16 protein-coding genes are annotated in these 20,100 nt (G+C 56.5%); 9 read left to right on the forward strand and 7 right to left on the reverse strand.

Annotated features, from left to right (window positions below; all coding sequences use genetic code 11):
* Positions 1–6: 6 nt before the first annotated feature.
* On the reverse strand, positions 7–2,136 hold the full coding sequence (locus tag V5S80_RS06540; protein WP_395169962.1) for a YhgE/Pip family protein: 2,130 nt from the start codon (positions 2,134–2,136) through the stop codon (positions 7–9).
* The gene (locus V5S80_RS06545; RefSeq protein WP_395169963.1) at positions 2,126–2,893 is read right to left on the reverse strand and encodes an ATP-binding cassette domain-containing protein; all 768 of its coding nucleotides are present in this window, start codon (positions 2,891–2,893) and stop codon (positions 2,126–2,128) included. The genes V5S80_RS06540 and V5S80_RS06545 overlap by 11 nt, the downstream gene beginning before the upstream one ends.
* A gap of 174 nt (positions 2,894–3,067) precedes the next feature.
* Here V5S80_RS06545 and V5S80_RS06550 point away from each other — a divergent pair, with 174 nt between their 5' ends.
* Positions 3,068–4,015 carry a bile acid:sodium symporter family protein gene (locus tag V5S80_RS06550; RefSeq protein WP_395170077.1) on the forward strand — a complete coding sequence of 316 codons (948 nt, stop codon included), beginning with the start codon at positions 3,068–3,070 and terminating at the stop codon, positions 4,013–4,015.
* A gap of 57 nt (positions 4,016–4,072) precedes the next feature.
* On the opposite strand, the gene V5S80_RS06555 is transcribed toward V5S80_RS06550, so the two are convergent.
* From V5S80_RS06555 to V5S80_RS06570, 4 genes are read right to left on the reverse strand one after another with little or no spacing between them, the layout of a single operon-like run.
* Complete coding sequence (locus V5S80_RS06555; protein ID WP_395169964.1) at positions 4,073–4,438, reverse strand: branched-chain amino acid transporter permease; 366 nt, start codon at positions 4,436–4,438, stop codon at positions 4,073–4,075.
* On the reverse strand, positions 4,432–5,280 hold the full coding sequence (locus V5S80_RS06560; RefSeq protein WP_395169965.1) for an AzlC family ABC transporter permease: 849 nt from the start codon (positions 5,278–5,280) through the stop codon (positions 4,432–4,434). The genes V5S80_RS06555 and V5S80_RS06560 overlap by 7 nt, the downstream gene beginning before the upstream one ends.
* Positions 5,281–5,314: 34 nt before the next feature.
* Complete coding sequence (locus V5S80_RS06565; RefSeq protein ID WP_395169966.1) at positions 5,315–5,920, reverse strand: YqgE/AlgH family protein; 606 nt, start codon at positions 5,918–5,920, stop codon at positions 5,315–5,317.
* Positions 5,917–7,413, reverse strand: coding sequence for a CCA tRNA nucleotidyltransferase (locus V5S80_RS06570; protein WP_395169967.1), 1,497 nt, complete (start codon positions 7,411–7,413; stop codon positions 5,917–5,919). Before V5S80_RS06570 ends, V5S80_RS06565 begins: the two co-directional genes overlap by 4 nt.
* Positions 7,414–7,552: 139 nt before the next feature.
* Here V5S80_RS06570 and V5S80_RS06575 point away from each other — a divergent pair, with 139 nt between their 5' ends.
* The 8 genes from V5S80_RS06575 (at position 7,553) to V5S80_RS06610 (ending at position 19,243) form a co-directional block, all read left to right on the forward strand.
* A complete protein-coding gene (locus tag V5S80_RS06575) occupies positions 7,553–8,434 on the forward strand; it encodes an NUDIX hydrolase (protein ID WP_395169968.1) in 882 nt (293 codons plus the stop codon).
* 35 nt (positions 8,435–8,469) lie between these two features.
* Positions 8,470–11,112 carry a hypothetical protein gene (locus tag V5S80_RS06580; RefSeq protein ID WP_395169969.1) on the forward strand — a complete coding sequence of 881 codons (2,643 nt, stop codon included), beginning with the start codon at positions 8,470–8,472 and terminating at the stop codon, positions 11,110–11,112.
* A 134-nt stretch (positions 11,113–11,246) separates the two neighbouring features.
* Entirely contained in the window at positions 11,247–14,816 is a 3,570-nt protein-coding gene (locus V5S80_RS06585) for a murein biosynthesis integral membrane protein MurJ (protein ID WP_395170078.1), read from the forward strand.
* A 113-nt stretch (positions 14,817–14,929) separates the two neighbouring features.
* A complete protein-coding gene (locus V5S80_RS06590; protein WP_395169970.1) occupies positions 14,930–15,673 on the forward strand; it encodes an RNA polymerase sigma factor in 744 nt (247 codons plus the stop codon).
* A 152-nt stretch (positions 15,674–15,825) separates the two neighbouring features.
* Positions 15,826–16,563 (forward strand): hypothetical protein, encoded by a 738-nt coding sequence (locus tag V5S80_RS06595; RefSeq protein ID WP_395169971.1) that lies wholly within the window; start codon positions 15,826–15,828, stop codon positions 16,561–16,563.
* Between the two features lie 92 nt (positions 16,564–16,655).
* Entirely contained in the window at positions 16,656–17,582 is a 927-nt protein-coding gene (trxB, locus tag V5S80_RS06600; RefSeq protein ID WP_395169972.1) for a thioredoxin-disulfide reductase, read from the forward strand.
* A gap of 65 nt (positions 17,583–17,647) precedes the next feature.
* The gene (gene trxA, locus V5S80_RS06605) at positions 17,648–17,971 is read left to right on the forward strand and encodes a thioredoxin (RefSeq protein WP_395169973.1); all 324 of its coding nucleotides are present in this window, start codon (positions 17,648–17,650) and stop codon (positions 17,969–17,971) included.
* 93 nt (positions 17,972–18,064) lie between these two features.
* Complete coding sequence (locus V5S80_RS06610; protein WP_395170079.1) at positions 18,065–19,243, forward strand: N-acetylmuramoyl-L-alanine amidase; 1,179 nt, start codon at positions 18,065–18,067, stop codon at positions 19,241–19,243.
* Between the two features lie 131 nt (positions 19,244–19,374).
* Here V5S80_RS06610 and V5S80_RS06615 read toward each other — a convergent pair whose 3' ends face one another.
* Positions 19,375–20,097, reverse strand: a complete 723-nt coding sequence (locus V5S80_RS06615) for a hypothetical protein (RefSeq protein ID WP_395169974.1) — start codon at positions 20,095–20,097, stop codon at positions 19,375–19,377.
* Between the last annotated feature and the right edge of the window lie 3 nt (positions 20,098–20,100).

The raw sequence follows: 20,100 nt of genomic DNA on the forward strand, positions 1-20,100 counted from the left end.
CCAGTTTTAGACGACAGCGGGGTGGAGTGTTGACATCGTGTATACACGCCTACGGGACACGCCCCAGACCATGAACGCCATGGTGAGGACCACCACGCATGCCAGGACGACGAACGACTGCCAGTATTGGGCGTTGAGTTCGCCCACTCCGGCTTGCCTCATTCCGTCGATCAGCCAGCTCAGTGGCATGTATGGGTGGAGGACTTGGAAGAACTTGGGCGATGTTTGTATTGGGTACAATCCGCCCGAGGCCGAGAGCTGGACGACCAGGGCGACAATGCCCAATAGCTGTCCTTTTCCTTCACCGAACAAGATGATCAGTGCCTGCTGGAAGATTAAGAATCCAAACCCTCCCAGAAGCATGAGAGCGGTCCAACCGACAAGGCTCTTAGGGCGAACATCCAGTGCAAACCAGGTGACACCAACCAGCAAGGCGACCTGGAGAATGCTGATGAGCAGCGCCGGTGTGGTTGTTCGAATTGCCAAGCGCAACGATGAGACCGATGCAGCGAGGTTTCGGCTGGGGAGGGGGCGGATGACCTGCCAGACGAACAGTCCGCCCAGGAAGATACCAAACCCAGCGAGGAACGGGGCGAGGCCCTCACCCATCGTTGATACCTTGTGTACCCAGTTTTCGTTCAGTTCGGAGGGCCCAGCCAAGGTGTTCGCGTTATGCGCCACCATTTGTGTCGTGAATGCGGGAACGCGTCCTTGTGCTGATGCCAGGCTGTCGTGGAGAGTGCCGGCACCGTCAGCGAGTTTCCCGGCACCACCACTGAGCTGAGTGGTGCCGTTCTTCAACGTTTGTTGGCCAGCGTTGAGCTTCGTGGCGCCATCTTCGAGTCGGCCTGCACCATCACGGAGTTGTCCGAGACCGCCGGTGAGTTTGCCAGCACCAGCGTGAGCTTCCCCAAGTTTCGAGGCAATCAAGCCTGCGCCGTCCTGGAATTGCTGGAGAGCTCCGGTCATCTGGCTATTGCCGTCGGCCACGCGGCGGGAGCCATCGGCTGCTTTTTGTGCACCGTCAGCGAGTTGGTGAGCTGCAGAGTTCGCGGTGTTAACGCCGTCGAGAAGTTGTCGTACCTGAGGGAGTTGGTTGATTCCGGGAATACCTTCGATGGCGGCAAGTTTCGATTTCATTTCATCGAGGCCTGCGGCCAGCCGTGTGTTTCCGTCGGCGAGTTTCGCATTTCCCTCGGCAAGCTGTTGTGCACCGCTGGTTAATTCTGTTGATTTTTCGTGTGCGAGGCCCAGCTTGTCGGTCAGTTGCTGCGCGCCGGCTTGCAGTTGGGCGGAGCCATTTTGGATTTGGCTTGCACCATTTTGTGCTTCACCGAGTTTGTCATGAATCGTGCCTGCGCCGGTTTTCAGCTGGGAGGATCCGTCGAGGAGTTTGGCGGCGCCGTCGTCGAGCTTAGCCGCGCCGGTTTTTGCGGTTTTAGCTCCGTTTGCTAGTTGGCCGGAACCGTCAGCGGCTTTGCCCATCCCGTCGTGAATCTCGTTGAGCGACGAGAATATTTTTGCACTTGCAGTATTGGTGATCGACTCGTTGATGGTGTTGTGCAACCGTTCGGCAGCGGCTTTGAGTATGACTGATGCTGATTTTCCGTTGGCATCGTTGTAATCAAAGTTCAAGACGGCCTGGTGCGGGTTTTGGGTGCCAATTGATGCCACTGAGGACGAGAAGTCCTTCGGGATGACAACGGTGGCGAAATATTTTCCGCTATTCAGGCCTTTTTTGGCGTCTGATTCTGAGATGAACTGCCAATCGAAGGTGGGATTGGCTTTGATATTACGAACGATTTCGGGTCCAACATTGACTGGTTGGCCATCTTTGTCGGCTGGCTGGTCATTATTGACGACAGCTACCTTCATATCGCTGAGGTGTTCGGTCGGGTTTTCGTTGGACCAGAGGAAAAATGCGCCAACCAGCAGTGGGATGGTGGCGAGAATGGCGAGGGCCACGGGGAAGATGCGGAGGCGGTGGATTTCAGAGTTCCGTCCGATCAGCATGCGGGGCATGACGCGTTCGTTGTATGCTGATGCGCCTTGTCCTCGTGCGGTCAGTCCCCGGCGTTTCGGTCGTGGTGAGGGCACTGTCTCTGAGTGGGTGTGGGGGAATTCGTTATCCGCCATGGTTGATCTCCTCGGTGATGAGAGCATGGGAGTTCTGGTATGCGTGCGAGCCCGAGGGTGTCACGAGGCGATGGTCAGCCCGGTTGTCGGGGCGCTCGGCAATGATGTGGCGTACACCATCTGGGATGGTGTCCTTGTTTGTTGTGTTCGCGATGATGGTAATTCCCAGATCTGCTGTGCGTTTGAGGGATTCCCACAGTGCTGTTTGATCGTCGGGGTCACGCAGCGAGTCAACGTCGTTATAGCTGATGACGGATGGCCGGCACACGGTGGCGACGAATAGTTTCGCTTGGGCTTGTCCCAGCACGGAGAGTTCTTCAATGGGGACGTCAGGGCCGGGAGCATCGGGGCCGAATGCTGCGTGGAGGCATGACGTCATGTGTTCACCATCCCAGCCGGGTCGGCGGGCGATGATGGGTGATTCGAGGGAGATGCGCTCGTACGCTGTTTCGGCCACGGTGAGAGCTGGGTCCAGGTCGTCTAGGTTTTCAAAACCTGCGAATGTTGCGATTTTTTGGACTTTCCGCACGTGTTGGGGGATAACTATTCCGTCGACGGTAACAGTTCCGCTCGTGGGTTTCATGCGACCGACCAGGGTGAGGAGGAGACTCGATAGCCCGTTGGATTGGCCAGCGACGAGCGCTACTGTCTCTCCTGGATGGACATTGAAGCTTAGTGGTCCGTACACCGGGCCTTTTTTGGTTGACAGTTCGACGTTGTCCGCCGAGATTGCCACCGGCATGAAGCTACTCTGCACTCCGCAGCTCCTTAATCATCTTAGAATTTACTTTTGTATGGAAAACCATGTGAAAGAAATGTTATCACACGGTGTCACCGTTCTCGCTAATTTTACGACCTCACCTCACGCGGTTTGCTGGCTTTTTAGAATAGAAGGGTGTTTATTCGCCGGATAGTGTCATGGCGCCCCGATATGTTGATCGTCATGATCCTCATTGCAGTGGCTGTAGCAGTGTTTTTTCCTGCTCAAGGGGAATTCGCCAACACGTGGGAGACAGTGACCACCGCAGCAATCGCATGTCTGTTTTTCCTCTACGGTGCGCGCCTATCTCCCTCGGAAGCGGTGGCAGGCCTGAAGCACTGGCGCCTCCACACCACCATCCTGATATTCACCTACGTCGTGTTTCCCCTTATTGGCCTTGCTCTCTTCCCCCTACACAACATCATCGGAGATGACCTCTACGCTGGCGTTGTGTTCCTATGCTTGGTGCCCTCAACGGTGCAATCATCCGTAGCATTCACCTCAATCGCACGGGGCAATATCGCAGGCTCGATCGTGAGTGCGTCAACATCAAACCTGGTAGGTGTTGTTGTCACACCCGTTCTCGTGATGTTTTTCATGTCTGATTCGGGCTTCCATATCTCCGCCACTGTCTTCATCGACGTTGCCCTCCAGCTGCTTGTCCCCTTCATTATTGGGCAAGCCGCGAGAATGTGGCGCCCAGTTACAACGATCGCAGCAAGCCCGTTGACAAAAAATGTGGATCGTCTCTCCATCGCATTCGTGGTCTACGGTGCCTTTTCTCACGGCATCGTCTTGGGCGTGTGGACGTCCATTGCCTGGTGGCAGCTTGCAGTCGTCGTGGTCCTCTCACTAGCCATGGTCGAAGTGATGTTATGGCTCACATGGACCGTCGCTCACCAGCTCGGTTTTGATTACGGTGACCGAGTTGCCATTCAATTCTGCGGAACGAAGAAATCCCTGGCCACGGGGCTTCCCATGGCAGCTGTTATGTTCCCTCACAGTGCGACGATGATCATTCTTCCGTTGATGGTATTCCACCAGATTCAACTGATGGTATGTTCTGTGCGCGCCAGCCGATACGCGCGTCGACGTGCCTGCCATGCCGAACCTACGTAACCACGACGACACGCATCGACGAACACAACAGACCCCCTGTACACACGCCGTGCGGGATTACACCACAATGTTCACAAGAATGACGTAGAGCGCGGTACCTCCAAAAATCGAGAGTGTCACGCTGCGCCTCCACAAGTGAAGAAGAACGGTACAGGCAATCGCAACCAGCACCGGCCACCAGCCGCCAGCCTTATGTGATGATTCCACCGCAGTGTAGACAATGAGCACCATAGTGACACCCACCGGCATCGTCCTACTGAGATGGGCAACACAATCAGATCCTCGTAAATGCGCAACGAACGGAAAAGGAAACGCCCGCAACGCGACGGTAACAACACCAATAACACACAACAACGCGAGAGTGTGGGAAAGAGATACCCCCTCAGGCAACCCGTAGTCCCCGTAGGCCACTGGTGTCACCATGAACCCTCACCGCCTCGCCCATGTTCACCGGTAGAACCACCATCAGCGCCAAGATCCCTGGACTGAGAATCGGGAATGTGCATGAACCCCGCACTATCGCGCCGGACTGTCATCGCCCGATCAATAGCCGGCGACCAGAACCGTACCAAAAGAACCCCCAGGTAGAGGCCAAGCCCCACCACCATGAGCGACGTTTCAGACACCACCCAGCCCACTGCACCGCATGCCAGAGCACATAGCGGCAGTGACCAGTCACGGTTCGCAGAAAACGACTCCATCGTCAAGACGATAAACAAAGCCACTAGCGCAAACGACATTCCCTCCATCGTCGGGATGTACTGGCCAACAAGCGCACCGGCGAGCCCAGACAACAACCATAGCGCCTGAACAGTCGCTTGGATCGTGAGAACACGAGCACCAGAAAGCGCTCCTTTTACCACCCCCGCGGACGCAATGGCATAAGCCTCATCCGTCAGCGAGTACACGGCATAGGCACGCCCGGCGCGGCAATGAATCGCGTGGAGCGGAAATGTCAGGCCGTAGAACACGTGCCGGAAGTTCACCATAAATGCTGTCAGCCCACCGGAGACGAGCCCCAGGCCGCCACTCACCAAGCTAATGGCCAGGAACTCCATGGATCCTGCGTAGATAATCGTTGAGAAAATCGGGGCCCACCACCACGCGAACCCTGATTGCACAACAAGGAGTCCGAACGAGAGGCCTAGCGGGATAAGGCCTAGTCCAATAGCCCACGTTTCCGTTAAACCTTGCCGAATATCCTGGCTTAATGAGTGTGTGCTGGCGGGGGTGTCCTGTGAATCGCTTTCTGGTGGTGCATCCATTGGGTGTCCATGCGGTGGTGTCGAGAATGTGTCTCTAGTTCTCACTGGGGTCGATGGGGTAGGTGGCGAAGAGCGGCAGTGGCGGCTCCTGGCGGCGCATTACTTGACCCCAGATATCAACACCAGCGGGGGCGAGGAGATCTTCAGTCAGTGCGGGGGCCACGTACCAGTTTCCGCGGTCAATTTCGTCGTTGAGCTGCCCGGGGCCCCACCCGGCATATCCGCCAAACATTCGAAGTCCTTGGAGTTTTCCTTCTATGTCGTGAGCGTCAGCGTCGAGGTTGACCGTGACGAAGCGGTGTGCGGTCGTGGAAAACAGGGTCGTGTCATCAATGTTGGTTTCTGGTTTCGCCACTCCCACGGCAAGCACGGTGTTATGGCCTACAGGGCCTCCAAGGTAGATCACTTGGGGTGCGGACACATACGGTGTCCATTCGGGAAGGACGTTGTGTGTTGCCATTTCTGTGCGCTCGGTGAGGTCAACCCCCACGGCACCATCTGGTCCAACGTCAAGGAGAAAAATGACAGACCGGGTCAGTTCGGTGGACACTACTCCCGGAGCTGAAACCAGCAACATTCCTGCCTCCGGGGGTGTTTTACTCAGTCCGTTGAACAGGCTGTCGCTGTAGATATCACTCATAAGTCGTGCTCCTTTGACTCCTGTTCCTCGACCCACCATGTCTTTAGTTCCACAATGGCATCTTCTCGCTCGAGCGGGCCACGATCCAACCGGACGTCTTTCATATGTTTCCATGCTTTGCCCACCAAGGGGCCTGGTTCGATATCAAGGATCGCCATAATGTCTTGTCCGTCGAGGTCGGGGCGAATTCGCGCAAGGTCTTCCTTGCGCTGGATCTCTTCAATGCGCCCCTCAAGGTCGTCATACAACCGCTGCAAACGCCGCGCTTTTGCTTTGTTTCTCGTCGTGCAATCCGCCCGAACGAGCCGATGAAGCTGAGGAAGAAGCGGACCTGCATCAGCGACGTAACGACGAACCGCAGAATCATTCCATGCCTTCTCCGTATAACCATGGAACCGTTGGTGCAGGTAGATCAACCCGGAGACGTCCTTGATGAATTGCTTGCTGTATTTCAACGCTCTGAACCGCTTGCGAGCCATTTTCGCCCCCACGACATCATGGTGGTAGAACGTGACACCACCGCCGGGCTTGAGGGCACGTGTGGCGGGTTTCCCACAGTCATGAAGCAGCGCCGCCCAGCGGAGAACCAGATCTGGGCCGTCAGGTTCCCGGTCAATGGCCTGGCGCATCACCTGCAGCGAGTGCGCATACACATCTTTGTGCTGCATATGCTCATCTTGAGTCATTTTCATTGCGGGAATTTCGGGGATAATGTAGTCGGCCAACCCAGCATCTACCATGAGGTCAATCCCTCGAGCAGGATCGTCGCCGACGATCAGTTTGTCGAGCTCCGCGTGAACACGTTCCGCTGTGATCCTCTGAATATCACCCGCCATCCGTTCCATCGCATGACGTACACGCGGAGCAACGCTCAACCCCAGTTGGGATACGAACCGGCACGCGCGAAGCATCCGGAGCGGGTCGTCATGGAAAGAAATCGCGGGATCATCCGGTGTATCCAAAGAACCGCCAACAAGGTCAGCTAAACCATTGAGAGGATCATGAAAAACCTGAGCACCGTCACCGCGGACCTCCACCGCCATCGCATTTATGGTGAAATCGCGCCGGGTGAGGTCCTTATCCAGTGAATCGCCGAATGTCACGTCTGGGTTGCGTGACTCCCCGTCATATGTGTCTGCCCGGAATGTTGTGATTTCAATGTCTTGGCCGTTGCGTTGGCCGGACACGGTGCCGTAGTCAATGCCAGTGTCCCAGACGGCGTCGCAAGTCTGTTTCAGAAGGCGGTGGATATCCTGTGGGCGGGCGTTGGTCGTAAAGTCCAAGTCTGTGCTCAAACGCCCCAGGAGTGCGTCACGGACGGATCCTCCCACCAAATATAAATCGAACCCGTCGGCGTTGAAAGCCTGAGCAAGCGGTGTCATCACCGGGGATAAGGACTCTAAATCCCGGTGGGCGCGGGCTAGATACTCAGCCTCGGCGGCGGGGGCGCGCTGGGACAAACGCGAATCAGTATGGGAGGACGAACGATCCATGTCACGTATCGTACCGTTCACATCCTCCAGCACAGGCCTCGCCAGCCTCCGTTCGCGGCTATCTCTTTTTCCACTGTGAAGAAACGCCATAACTGGCCTGTCTACCCACTCGCCGCCAATGACCTCTATCCTGAAAAGAATGAGCACGAGCACACGGCCACAGTCGGGGAGTCACCATTCGCCTGACGCCGGCCAGACGGGGGGCGGTGGATCACCGCGCAATACACGGCGCACGGGTGGCTCCCGACGCCGACGTAACAGCTCGGGCTCGAAAAACAGTAGTTTTCGTCGCGGTGATAAACAGAACACGAACTCCCAGCAGCGAGACGCCAACGATAAAGAAGGTCGTCATGGCGGCACGAATCATCGTCAGCAGAAGCGCGCTGGTGCGTCCCGACGGAGCAATTCGCATGCCAACACCGCACGTGCGCATGCCACCCGAGCACATAGTCGACGGTCTAGCCGGGGGACCCGAGGTACACGTCGGGGTAAGCCCCAGGCGATTCCCTCCGTGTCCATGCCCACCTCAGAGGAAACATCAGCTGGTGGGCTCGTCGTGTCGGGGTTAGCGGAAGCTGTTGACGATGCCGGCATGGTCAACATGGATCGCATTTATGTCTGCCTGATTGGGCGTCTCGACCGTCGCGGGCGACTGCTCTGGTCGATTCCCAAAGGGCACGTGGAACATGGTGAGGACCATACGGCTACTGCTGAGCGTGAAGTGTGGGAAGAAACTGGGCTGACTGGACGTGTTTTCGCACACTTAGGAACTATTAACTATTGGTTCGTCTCCGAGGGGATTCGCATCCATAAAACGGTTCATCACCACTTGCTGGAATATGTCGATGGTATCTGTAACGACGATGATCCTGAAGTCACTGAAGTGACGTGGGCTCCTGCTTCTGAGCTGGTTGAACGACTTGCCTATGGGGATGAGAGGAAACTGGCTCGCGACGCGCACAAGATCCTTCCGGATCTTGCTCGGCAAGCTCGCGCTGAGGGGAGAGTGACCCCACGGTGACACGATGGACCACACGCCTTGTCAGCATGTGCAGCATGAGTACGCTGGTCTGCGCTCTGGGGTTCGTCCCCTGCCTTCCTGTCAAGGTGGGACATTTTTCCTCTGTTGCTCACGCGGCCCAGGCCGATGAGTGGACTAATCCTTCCGCTCGTGACGGCCACGATAAAAATGACATCGACGTCGCTATTTCACAGATCACCCCGTCGATCGCCACTGTCGGTGGGCACGTGACGTTTAGTGCGAAACTGACCAATTCGACGTCGACGACGCTGACATCGATCACCTATTCACTATCCCGGTCCGATTCCGTTCCGGATACAGCGTCTGCTCGTCTTCGCCTTGCAGACAGTACGACTATCTTTCACCGGACGCTCATTAACGGGTCTGTTGATCGTGACCATGCCAACGATTCACGCTCAACTCGCTCAACGGCATCACACCACTCCGGGACGCGCGCGGGCTCTATGCATTCACAAAACTCGTCTCAGGGTGAGAGCAGCAATAGTAATGTGGTGCTCAAGCCCGGTGAATCCACGACGCTGACGTTCGAGCTTCCCATCACGAAGGGGAATGGCAAAGCCACACCGTTGAATATCTCCGAGGCGGGGACATACCCTGTTGAGGTGAGCGTCCATGCGGGATCACATGAAGGATCGTCTCGGTTTCTTCTCCCCGTCCATGAGAAAGCCAAAGAAGCGGACCATGACGACGCGCATCGCAATACGCCTGCGGACAAAGATCATCGGGTGCCATTGACTTTCCTGTGGCCTCTCGCCAGCCGCTCGACGATTGTTCCTGGTGAGACTGGAGAAGCTCCCAGTGCGGCACCACTTCTCCTGAGCGACGAAACACTCGCCGGTGAGCTTGCCAGTGGGGGGCGACTCGATAATCTTCTCTCCACCTACGCAGAGGCAGCGCGTAGCAACGATGACATCAAACAAGCAAGCTGCCTAGCCATTGATCCCGATCTTCTCACCACCGTTGAACGGATGACGCGTGGCTATTCAGTCACCAATGATCGTCCTAGTGCTGTCAGCGAGACCACACGACTCCGGGATAGTTGGGGCAAATCCCGCAGTGCTAAAGCTAAAGAGGGTACGGGTGCTAGAGATGCCCGCACGTGGTTGAAGAAACTTAAAGAGACTGCCTCGGACGGGTGTGTGATCTCTCTTCCTACGTCTGGGGCCAATCTCAACGCTGTCGCAGCCACGAAAGACCCCTGGTTAGCTGCACAGGCACTTTCCACTGGGGATACAGCCATTCAGTCTGTCCTGAATACCAGCACACTGAGTAACATTGCCGTTCCTGGCGCGGGATATCTCAGTCAGGACGCTGTTGCGTCGTTAGCGCACGCCTACACTAACGGCGATCCTGTTGATCTCAACTCTCATTTTGAGCGAGGAGCAGCAAAGGCTCATAAATCCGGGGCGGCTCATGCTGCCGAAAGGGCAGAGGCCAATCCGGTGACGCTGACCGCGGAGAACTCTGCTGGTAGTACTGTGGTTCCAGCCGAGTGGCCACCGACAGCGCCCCGTGTGACGACGCTTGTTGCGGACAATGTGATCTCCACGACGAGCCACATCGGTGCCGGAGAGTCTCGTGTCGGCTCCAAGGATGGTGATGCTGAGGTCCATGGTCCGTCCCCGTGGGGGAGCCGCCTTGTTGACGTTGGCCATGGTGTGACTGCTATTCCTTTCAACATGGATCTTGGCGCCACTCTCGCTGCTACTGGTGTCACTCCGGAAACAGCGGCGTACTCTACGCCTCTGACTCGTTATCATGAGACGCTCGATTCCCCGGCAGCTCGGATGCAGGATGCTATTGCGGTGTTGTGGCAAACGATACGATCGCACACTCCTGTGCTTGCTGTGCCGCCGGCTCAATGGACGGCGACGCGTAAGGATGCTGCTGCTTTCCTTAATGCAGTAAGTTCGCTTCTTAAGAGTGATGCTGTCCCTACGGCTTTGTCTGCTATTACCTCGCAGACGCCCCAGTCCACTGGAAGTGTCAACCGTCCCCATGAGGATCCGGGGGCAATAACTAGTGATGAGGTCCGGCGGGTGGCGTTGCAAGCATCGTCAGTGACTCGGCTCACCACCATGATGAGCAATGATGATCACATTGAACTTACGCGCTTTAATTTCACATCGCCGCTGCGTACGGATCTTTTGAGGGCGCTGACTGATGAGGGTCGCCGTAGCAAGAAGGATTATGGTGCTGCTGCTGAGTATGCGGATTCACGGTTGGATAAGAATCGCTCGATGCTTCGTAATCTTTTGACGTCTGTCAAGCTGGTTCCACCGGGGAACGTGTATACGCGAACGTCTGATTCGTCTCCTATTCTTGTTGTCGCGCGCAATGGTCTGCCTCTTCCTGTGAAGGCGTCGCTTCAATGGGAGGGGCCGGCGGGGGTTCGTCTCGATGATCTCAATCAGACTCTTCCGGCTCGTGGTTCGGTGACCCTTCAGGTCCATGCAGATATTGCGTCGCATTCGCAACAAACGAAACTCAAATTGTGGCTCGCTGGTAGGCATAATCAGGCTCTGTCGGAACCTACAACAGTCGCTATTCAGTCGGCACCTGGTATTTCGTGGAAAGGTGTGGTGACTATTGGGGGGATTCTGGTTGCGATAGCGGGGACGGGTCTTCTGTTGCGGAAGCGTCGGACACGTATGTAATTGGTGGCTGTTGTGACGGGGTGGGTTGTCTTCTTTTTGTGCTGGTCATCTGGTGATGTGTCGGTGCAATAGGCGCGCGGTTTTACTGGGGTCGTGGGCATGTCGATTCCACATCGGTGCCTAAGTCAGCAACAATGGGCAGGGTGAGTTCAACCGACGAGAACCCAAGCTCCCCAGAGTGGCCCGAGGCTCAACCGCGTCACGGCGCGGTATCCTCTCAGTCGCGTGCTGGTCAACGTGGCCGGATCGTCAATCCTCGGCCCCCGGCTCCGGTACCTGAGCCGAGAACGAAGCCGGCCCAGTTCTCCGGGCCTGATCTTTCTGCTCTCAGTGAGCGGCCGCGTGCAGATCGCAGTGGTGAGCATGTCGGTCGGTCCTCCCGGGAGGGTTCAGGGTCGGTGGGAGCTGCGGCGGTGTCACCGTCTGGCGCGGGTGGTGCTCAGGGGTCTGGGGGCTCCTCGGAGGGCGAGGATGGGGCGTCCACGAGTAGTGACGCAGCTGTTGTTCGTGCGGGTGGCACGATGGCGATTGCGACGTTGTTGTCCCGTATTACGGGGTTTTTCCGTAACCTGTTGATCGGTTCGACGATGGGTGCTGGGGTGGCGTCGGCGTATACGAGTGCGAATACGCTGCCGAACCTGATTACGGAAATTGTTCTTGGTGCGATTTTGACGTCCTTGGTTATTCCGGTGTTGGTGCGCGCGGAGAAAGAAGATGCGGACCATGGTGCGGCGTTTATTCGTCGGTTGTTGACGGTGGCGTCGGCGTTGTTGGTTGGTGTGACGGTGCTGGCGGTGATTGCGGCGCCGTGGTTGGTGCAGTTGTCGTTGGATGCGGACGGCAAGGTAAACGTCACGATGTCGACGGTTTTTGCCTATTTGTTGTTGCCGCAGATTTTGTTCTATGGCGTGTTTGCGCTGCTCATGGCGGTGTTGAATACGAAGGGGGTGTTTGGTCCTGGTGCGTGGGCTCCGGTGGTGAACAACGTCATTGTGTTGGTGGTGTTGTTGGCGTATTGGTTCCTTCCGGGGGCGTTGGATCCGACGCAGCGGGTGCCGATTACTGATCCGCATGTTTTGTTGTTGGGTGCGGGGACGACGGTGGGTGTTGTTGTTCAGGCGGTGATGTTGTTCCCGTATTTGCGGAAGGCGGGGATTGATCTTCGTCCGTTGTGGGGCGTTGATGATCGGGTGAAGCAGTTCGCTGGTATGGGTGTGGCGATTATTGTGTATGTCGCTATTTCTCAGGCGGGGTATTTTTTTACTAACCGTATTGCGTCGGCGGCGGATCCTGGTGCGTTGTTTATTTATCAGCAGCATTGGTTGTTGTTGCAGGTGCCGTATGGCGTGATTGGTGTGACGTTGTTGACGGCGATTATGCCGCGGTTGTCGCGTAATGCTGCTGATGGTGATAATCAGGGTGTTGTTCGTGATTTGACGATGGCGACAAAAATTACGTTGATGGCGTTGATTCCGATCATCATGTATTTCACGGTGTTTGGGACGACGGTGTCGAGTGCGTTGTTTGCGTGGGGGCGTTTTGATGCGTCGTCGGCTGAGACGTTGGGGTGGACGTTAAGTTTCGGTGCGTTTACGTTGGTTCCTTATTCGATTGTGCTTTTGCATTTGCGTGTGTTTTATGCGCGTGAGCAGGCGTGGACGCCAACGTTCATTATTATTGCGATCACGTTGACGAAGGTTATTTTGTCGTATCTGGCGCCTTTTTTGGCGGCGCGGCCTGATTTTGTTGTGGTGTTGCTGGCGGCGGCGAATGGTTTTGGGTTTATCACTGGTGCGATCGTTGGTGCGGTGTTGTTGCATCGGTCGTTGGGTTCGTTGCGTGGCCGTGAGGTGATGCGGTCGACGACGTGGGTGTTGGTTGCGTCGTTGGTGGGTGCTGGTGCTGGCTGGCTTGTGGATGTGGTGTTGCGTGGGGATTGGTTGATGCAGTTCCCGAAGTTGGCGGTGTTGGTGCGCGCTGGGCTGGATGGCGTGGTGTTGCTGGTTGTTGCGGGCTTGATTTTGGCGAAGTCTGGTTTGGATGAAATTGCGATTTTTGGTCGTGCGTTGGCGCGTATTCCTGGTGTGCGCCGGTTTGTGTCGGTGGGGGAGTCTGCGGCGGAGGACATGGTGGGTGTTCCGAATGCTGCGGATACGGCGGATACGTATGCTGTGACGGCGTTGTCGACGGCGTCGCCGGTGTTGCCACCGATGTCGGCTGGTTTTGTTCGGGGTCCGCAGTTGGTGCCTGGTGCTGCTGTGGCGAATGGTCGGTATCGGTTGTTGGCTGATCATGGTGGTACGAATGCAATGCGGTTATGGCATGCGCGTGAGCAGGTGTCGGGTCGGGAGTGTGCTCTGACGATTATTGATGCGATGCGTATTCCGGGTATCGATGATTATCGGACGGCTCGTGATACGACGGATTTCATTATTGAGCGTACGTCTGCGTTGTATGAGGCGAAGTGTGGTGGGTTGGCGCCGATTCGGCACATTATTCGTGATTCTGTGGGTGCGATTGTGGTGGCTGATTGGACGCCGGGGTCTGCGTTGGCGGCTGTGGGGCGGGGTCGGCCTGATCCGTATGCGGCGGCGTTTGCGTGTGGTGGGTTGGCTGAGGCTGCGGTGGCGGCGAATCGGTTGGATACGGTGTTGGGGATTGATCATCGTGATCGTTTGCGTATTAGTTCGTCGGGTGAGGCGGTTGTTGCTTTTCCTGGTGTGATGCCGCATAACACGTATGGGCAGGATGTGCATGGTGTTGGTGTTGCGTTGAGTTTGTTGTTGGAGAATGTGGGTGAGGTGCCGGGGGAGGTTGCGGAGCTGCGTGATGAGGCTTTGCATGCGAGGTCGGCGGATGCGGAGACGTTGGCAGATCGGTTGCGTCGTGCGGGTTTGGGTGATGCGGCGTTGCATGCTGCGGATGAGTCGACGCCGAATCCTGAGGCGCGGCCGGGTTTTGGTGAGGCGTCGCGGAAGCCGACGGGTATTGCGGTTATTGGTGTGTTGGCGATTGGTGTGGTGTTGGTTGCCGCGATGATTGCGACGTATGTGGTGGGCAAGGTTAATCGGAGTGATCATGGTCCGTTGAATTCGGATTCGTTGGGTCGTGCGGGGTCGTCGATTGCTCAGGGTGATGGTGTGAAGGTGGTGAGGCCGTCGTCGGCGGTGTATTGGGCTCCGAGGAATGGTCGGGGTACTCCTGATCATCCTGAGATGGTTCCGTTGGTGGTGGATGGGAATGTGACGACGGTGTGGCGTTCGGATGTGTATCAGTCTCAGTTGGGGACGTCGTCGGCTGCGGTGAAGCCTGGTATGGGGATTATGTTGACGTTGCCTCATGTGACGACGGTGACGGCGTTGCGTGTTGATGGTGCGAAGGTTGGTACGCATGTGGAGTTTCGTGCGGCTGATTCGGCGGTTCCGGGGAGTGTTGAGGAGACTCGGAAGTTGGCGTCGGTTGATCTTGGTGATGGGTCGACGACAGTTGATGTTCCGAAGGGTTTGCGGTTGTCTGCGGGGTCGGGTGAGAAGGGGAGTGGGCGGTCGGTTCCGGCGCGTACTCGTCATGTGTTGGTGTGGATTACTGCGTTGCCGGTGCCGGGGTCTGCTGCATTGTCGGAGATTAGTGTGGATGGGGTGGTGGATCGTGGTCAGGCGGAGGTGGCTCCGTCATCCTCGTCTGGGCGGTTGTCGGGGGCGTAGGGTGTCGTTGAGGGGGTGGTGGCGTGTACCCCCGGCGTGGGTGTCGGTTGTTGGTGTGTGGTGACATGTGGTGCTGAGTGTGAGAGTCTGGTGTGGTGCTCAGCGGGGGGAGGGTGCGGGCGTCGTTAGATAGTGGCAGCCCGTCGCTATGTGAATCTCATGACAGTGTTTCTGCTGGTCAGGAGTCGGAGGATGTGTCGCAGCGTGCTGCTGCGTTGTCGGCTCGTTCGTCTGCGCCCGGTGGAGTGCTGCGTGGTGGTGATTCGTCGAGTGGGATGTCTCGTGGTGGGGTGGTGCTCCGTCGTTTGTCTCGGCGTCGTCGCGACTGGGAGGCGATGAGTGATCGTGAGTTGTTCGCCGCTGTCAGTGAGGGTCATGCGGAGGCGATGGGGGTGTTGGCGGGGCGTCATGAGAAGGCGATTCGTTTTGTGATGTCACGCTGGGTGGATCGCCCAGAGGATGTCGATGATTTGTGGCAGGATACCTTGTTCAAGGCGCAGCGGGCGGCGACGACGTTTCGTGGACAGTGTGCGCCTGGTACGTGGCTTCATCGAATCGCGGTTAATACGGCGAAGGATTTTCTTCGGCGTCGCGGACGTGCGGAGGAGGTTGCGCTTGATGATGCCACTCTTCCTGCGTCGGCATCTCATGCGTATCAGGGTGGTTTGAGGGCTGCGTTGGTTACTGCGTTGGATGAGTTGGATGAGCCTTTTCGAACGACGTTTTTGTTGGTCGATCTGTATGGTTTTTCTGTGTTGGAGACTGCGTCGCGGTTGGGTATTTCGCCAGGTACGGTGAAGTCGCGGTGTTCGCGTGCGCGGCGGTTTTTGCGGGCTGCGTTGGATGATGAGGCCTGATCGAGGGTGCGTATATGTGGTGGTGAGCCCTCGGTTGGTGTTGTGTGGGGTGTGGTGTTGTGAGATGCGGGGAACCTGTGGGCGGGTTGTGCGTCTAAATTTGTTGACTGTTTATGTGTTTGCCGCTGTCGTTTTCGTTGTTGGAGTGAGTCATGTCGTCGATTTCTCATGAGCCGGAGCCTTCTGAGTGGCCGCCTGCGTCGCCGACGGTCGCTGATCTTTCCGATGATGATGTGGATTTTATGATTTCGGGATTGTTGTCATCTGGCGGTTCGGCGGCTCATGAGGATGGGGGTGGTGTCGAGTCCGAGTCGGATGGTTCCTCTGCGGGTGGGCTGGCGACGGTGGTTCCGTGGCCTGTTCGAACGGTGTGGTGGCAGGTAGCTGCGGTTGTTGTGGTGATTGTGGGGGTTGCGGGGTGTTTCTTTGTGCTTCCACGCTCGATGTCGGAGTCTGGGGTGGCGTCGGGTGGTTCCACGTCATCGAGTGTGGGGTCTCATGGCGCTGGGTCGATGGGGCGCTCGACGGTTCGTGGTGGGGGCGATGTTAATTTGATCGCGATGACGAGTGAGCAACGCTCAGCGGCGAGGAAAGCTTTTTCTGGGGCGACGGACTATAGCAATCTTGATGTGCCGGTGTCGCAATGTTTGTCGGCCATCAATATGGCTCATTCGCCGATACTGGGGGCAGCTCCTGTGGGGGTACCAGCGTCGTCGGTAGCGGGTGGGGCGAATTCCTCTGCGCCGGCAGCGTCGCGGGGGACGGGTTCTCAATTATTTGTGTTGGGTGCACCGCTGCGGATTGTGGTTGTGGAAAAGTCGTGTTCCCGGGGCGAATCGAGTGTTCTCTTTCGTTCGGAACTGGGTCGAGGTTCGCCTCACGCTGAGTAGGTTTGTGTGGGGGTTGGGTGTCACCGTGCTCGGTGGCAGGTTGGGGTAGCGAGGGGAGGGTTATCTTTGACAGGCAAGGTAGCATGGCTCGCATGAGCGTTCACGATGTCATCATTGTCGGGTCTGGCCCTGCCGGCTACACTGCAGCGATCTATGCTGCTCGGGCAAACCTGAAGCCCCTGGTTTTCGAAGGCATCGAATACGGGGGGCTGCTCATGCAGACGACGGAGGTAGAAAATTACCCCGGTTTCCATGAGGGGATCATGGGCCCGGCCCTCATGGAGGAGATGCGTGGTCAGGCGGAACGATTCGGTGCTGAGATGAGGCAAGAGATCGTCGATAGCATGGATCTGGCTGGTGACATCAAGATTGTTCGTTCCGAGGGGGAGGAATATCGGGCGAAGGCCGTGATTATCGCTACCGGTGCTGCTCCCCGCTATCTTGGTGTGAAGGGGGAGGAAGAGCATCGTGGTCTTGGTGTTTCCGCGTGTGCGACGTGTGATGGTTTCTTTTTCAAAGACAAGCCCATTGTTGTGGTGGGGGGAGGGGACTCTGCCATGGAGGAGGCTGACTTCCTCACGAAATTCGGTTCGTCGGTGACGATCGTGCATCGGCGTGATGAATTTCGTGCATCGAAAATCATGGTGGAGAGGGCGCGGAACAATCCGAAGATTTCGTTTGAGATGAATTCGGTGGTTGCTGAAGTCTGTGGTGATGGCCCGGTTGATCACCTTATTGTGGAGGATACGTTGACTGGGGAGCGGCGTACGCTCCGTGCCTCAGCGATGTTTGTTGCGATTGGTCATGATCCTCGTTCCGAGATGGTCCGTGGGGTTATCGATACGGATGATAAGGGCTATATCCTTGTTCAGGAGCCGTCGACGCGTACGTCTATTCCGGGTGTGTTTGCTGCTGGTGATGTCGTCGATAGCCATTATCAGCAGGCTATTACTGCTGCAGGATCAGGGTGCCGTGCGGCGCTGGATGTTGAGCACTACCTCGTTGACCTGCGTGGATAGTATTTCTACTTTGACAATAAACTCAGGCTGTATGGGTCTGGGTTCAGAAAGGATTGGTTGCCCCTATGGCTTCACCTGTTATCGTCACCACGGATAGTTTTCGTTCCATTGTTGTGGATTCGGATAAGCCGGTTCTCGTTGATTTTTGGGCGACGTGGTGTGGCCCGTGTCAGAAGATGAACCCTGTTCTTGACGAGGTTGCCGGGGAGTATGACGGGAAGGCCGTGGTCGCTAAGGTTAACGTGGATGATAACCCTGCTTTGGCATCCATGTTTCAGGTGATGTCGATCCCGACGATGTTGTTGTTTAAGGATGGTAAGAAGGTGAGTGAGATCCACGGGGCTCACCCCAAATCAGACATTACTTCTGCGCTCGATAACCTGCTTTAACTCCATTCACGGGGCCAACAGTGTTCACTGATACACTGACTCATTGACATTGCTATGGCAGCAGAGACTGGGTGTAAAGGGGCTGAGACGATCGTGGAGGAAAACCTGCAGGTGGGGGATAAGAGCCCTCGCGTGGCGGAGGTTCGCACGATTCTCACTAAAATTGGTCTTCTTAGGCGCCCGGTGTCGGAGCACACCAGCACTGACCAGTGGGCTGACGGCGATGATGACTTTGACTATGAGCTTCAATCGGCGTTGCGTGCTTTTCAGCAGCAGCGTGGTGTGTTGGCTAATGGTGTCATTAATGATCACACTCTTCGGCTCTTGCGGGAGGCGACGTATTCGCTGGGTGCGCGGGTGTTGATGTATGATCCGACGTCACCGCTGCAGGGTGATGATGTTGCTCAGTTGCAGTCTCATTTGCAGGAGCTTGGTTTTTATTCTTTTCAGATTGATGGTCAGTTTTCTCGGGACACGTATTTGTCGTTGAAGAATTATCAGCGGGATTATGGTCTTACTGTTGATGGGGTGTGTGGCCCTGACACGTTGAAGGCGTTGTCGTATTTGGGGCGGAGTATCACGGGTGGGTCTCGTGCTGCTATTCAGGAGCGTGAGGCTGTGCGCGCAGCTGGTCCTAAGTTATCTGGAAAGCGGATTGTTATTGATCCGGGTCTTGGTTTGTCTAATCCTGGTCATGTTGTGCGTGGTCCTTATGGGGAATTGTCCGAAGAGGAAATTTTGTGGGACATTGCGACGCGTTTAGAGGGGCGTATGGTCGCGATGGGGATTGAGACGATTATTTCGCGTCCTCGTCAGACGAATTCGACGGACTCGGAGCGGGCGGATATTGCTAATGCTTTGGGTGCGGATCTTGTTATTAGTCTTCGTTGTGATTGGTATCATAATGATCGGGCTGCGGGGTGTGCGTCGTTCTATTTCGGTTCGCCTCGGGGGAATTCATCAATTACGGGCGAGTTGTTGTCTGGATATATTCAGCGGGAGATTGTTGCTCGAACTCCGCTGCAGAATTGTCGTAATCATGCGCGGACGTGGGATGTGTTGCGTTTAACGTCGATGCCTACTGTTGAGGTTGTGTTGGGTTATCTGTCCAATTCTGCTGATGCGGCGGTGTTGGTGGATCCGGCTCAGCGTGACGTTATTACGGAGGCGATGTTGATTGCGGTGAAGCGTTTGTATCTTGCTGATAGTGATGATCAGCCCACGGGCACGTTCACGTTCTCGGAGCTCCTTGAGCTTGAGTCCCAGGGCTAGACCTTTTTATGTCACTGTGACATAAAACTGGGGTGGGGGATTTTTTGGCGGCGTGTGTTGTTGTGGTGGGGCTGTTGTCGTTGTCGTGTTTTCCGACGGTTGATGTTGTCACGGGTGGGCAGCGTGGGCGATTAGTGCGCCCCTGTTCCAACTTTCATGCGGAGTCCCATCGTGACGGTAGCGTGTCGTAGGCTTTCTTCGACGGCGGCGAAAAGGTTTCCCGTATCGGGTAGTTCCATGCGATAGCGCGGATAGGCAGGGTCGTCTGAGGCAAGGTCAAATCCCCGTTCCTCAAGAACCTCACAACAAAGAATGGGGGCATGGCGGGGGATCATCGGGGTTCGTGCCTTCTCGGCGGTTGTTGCCGTGGGGCGGAGGCCAAAACATTCTACAGCTCTGACTCCGCGGCCTGAGAGTTCATCGACGGCAGCGTCAATGAGCCGGTGTTCCAAGAAGAGCCCTTGGTACGCGGGTGGCACGTGCACCGTGGAAATGAGGACGGCGTCGCTACTGACTGGTCCGGTGGGAAATGCTAGGCATCCGGGCAGGGTAGTGGGCGGTGCGAATACGACGGTGGCAGCGGGGACGGCGAAATCCATGTCTGTCCCAGAAGTGACGTAGGCGGTATAGGCGCACGATCCCCAGGTGGTGAGGGTGTTGTGCATCCATAGTTCCTTGTCCAAGCGGGGGTCACCAGTGTCCGGAGTTCGGTCGTGGTGTGCTGGTGGTTTATGCGAGTGGTGTTCATCCTGGATGGTGGGGGAGGGGGGTGTTGTCCAGAATGTGTTTGTCGCGGCAGTTCCAGCGAGGTCCCCGAGGGTATCAAGGGTGAGTGGATGGACGACTGTGTGCATTGG

Source organism: Corynebacterium sp. PCR 32 (assembly GCF_037464985.1).
Taxonomy (GTDB): domain Bacteria; phylum Actinomycetota; class Actinomycetes; order Mycobacteriales; family Mycobacteriaceae; genus Corynebacterium; species Corynebacterium kroppenstedtii_D.

What these genes read in the sequence shown, in the direction of transcription:
- V5S80_RS06565 (WP_395169966.1), bottom strand. Translation starts at nt 5,920, where the DNA reads ATGAGTGATATCTACAGCGACAGCCTGTTCAACGGACTGAGTAAAACA.
- trxA (WP_395169973.1), top strand. Translation starts at nt 17,648, where the DNA reads ATGGCTTCACCTGTTATCGTCACCACGGATAGTTTTCGTTCCATTGTT.
- trxB (WP_395169972.1), top strand. Translation starts at nt 16,656, where the DNA reads ATGAGCGTTCACGATGTCATCATTGTCGGGTCTGGCCCTGCCGGCTAC.
- V5S80_RS06540 (WP_395169962.1), bottom strand. Translation starts at nt 2,136, where the DNA reads ATGGCGGATAACGAATTCCCCCACACCCACTCAGAGACAGTGCCCTCA.
- V5S80_RS06550 (WP_395170077.1), top strand. Translation starts at nt 3,068, where the DNA reads ATGTTGATCGTCATGATCCTCATTGCAGTGGCTGTAGCAGTGTTTTTT.
- V5S80_RS06575 (WP_395169968.1), top strand. Translation starts at nt 7,553, where the DNA reads ATGAGCACGAGCACACGGCCACAGTCGGGGAGTCACCATTCGCCTGAC.
- V5S80_RS06615 (WP_395169974.1), bottom strand. Translation starts at nt 20,097, where the DNA reads ATGCACACAGTCGTCCATCCACTCACCCTTGATACCCTCGGGGACCTC.
- V5S80_RS06595 (WP_395169971.1), top strand. Translation starts at nt 15,826, where the DNA reads ATGTCGTCGATTTCTCATGAGCCGGAGCCTTCTGAGTGGCCGCCTGCG.
- V5S80_RS06560 (WP_395169965.1), bottom strand. Translation starts at nt 5,280, where the DNA reads ATGGATGCACCACCAGAAAGCGATTCACAGGACACCCCCGCCAGCACA.
- V5S80_RS06580 (WP_395169969.1), top strand. Translation starts at nt 8,470, where the DNA reads ATGAGTACGCTGGTCTGCGCTCTGGGGTTCGTCCCCTGCCTTCCTGTC.
- V5S80_RS06555 (WP_395169964.1), bottom strand. Translation starts at nt 4,438, where the DNA reads ATGGTGACACCAGTGGCCTACGGGGACTACGGGTTGCCTGAGGGGGTA.
- V5S80_RS06585 (WP_395170078.1), top strand. Translation starts at nt 11,247, where the DNA reads ATGGGCAGGGTGAGTTCAACCGACGAGAACCCAAGCTCCCCAGAGTGG.
- V5S80_RS06570 (WP_395169967.1), bottom strand. Translation starts at nt 7,413, where the DNA reads ATGGATCGTTCGTCCTCCCATACTGATTCGCGTTTGTCCCAGCGCGCC.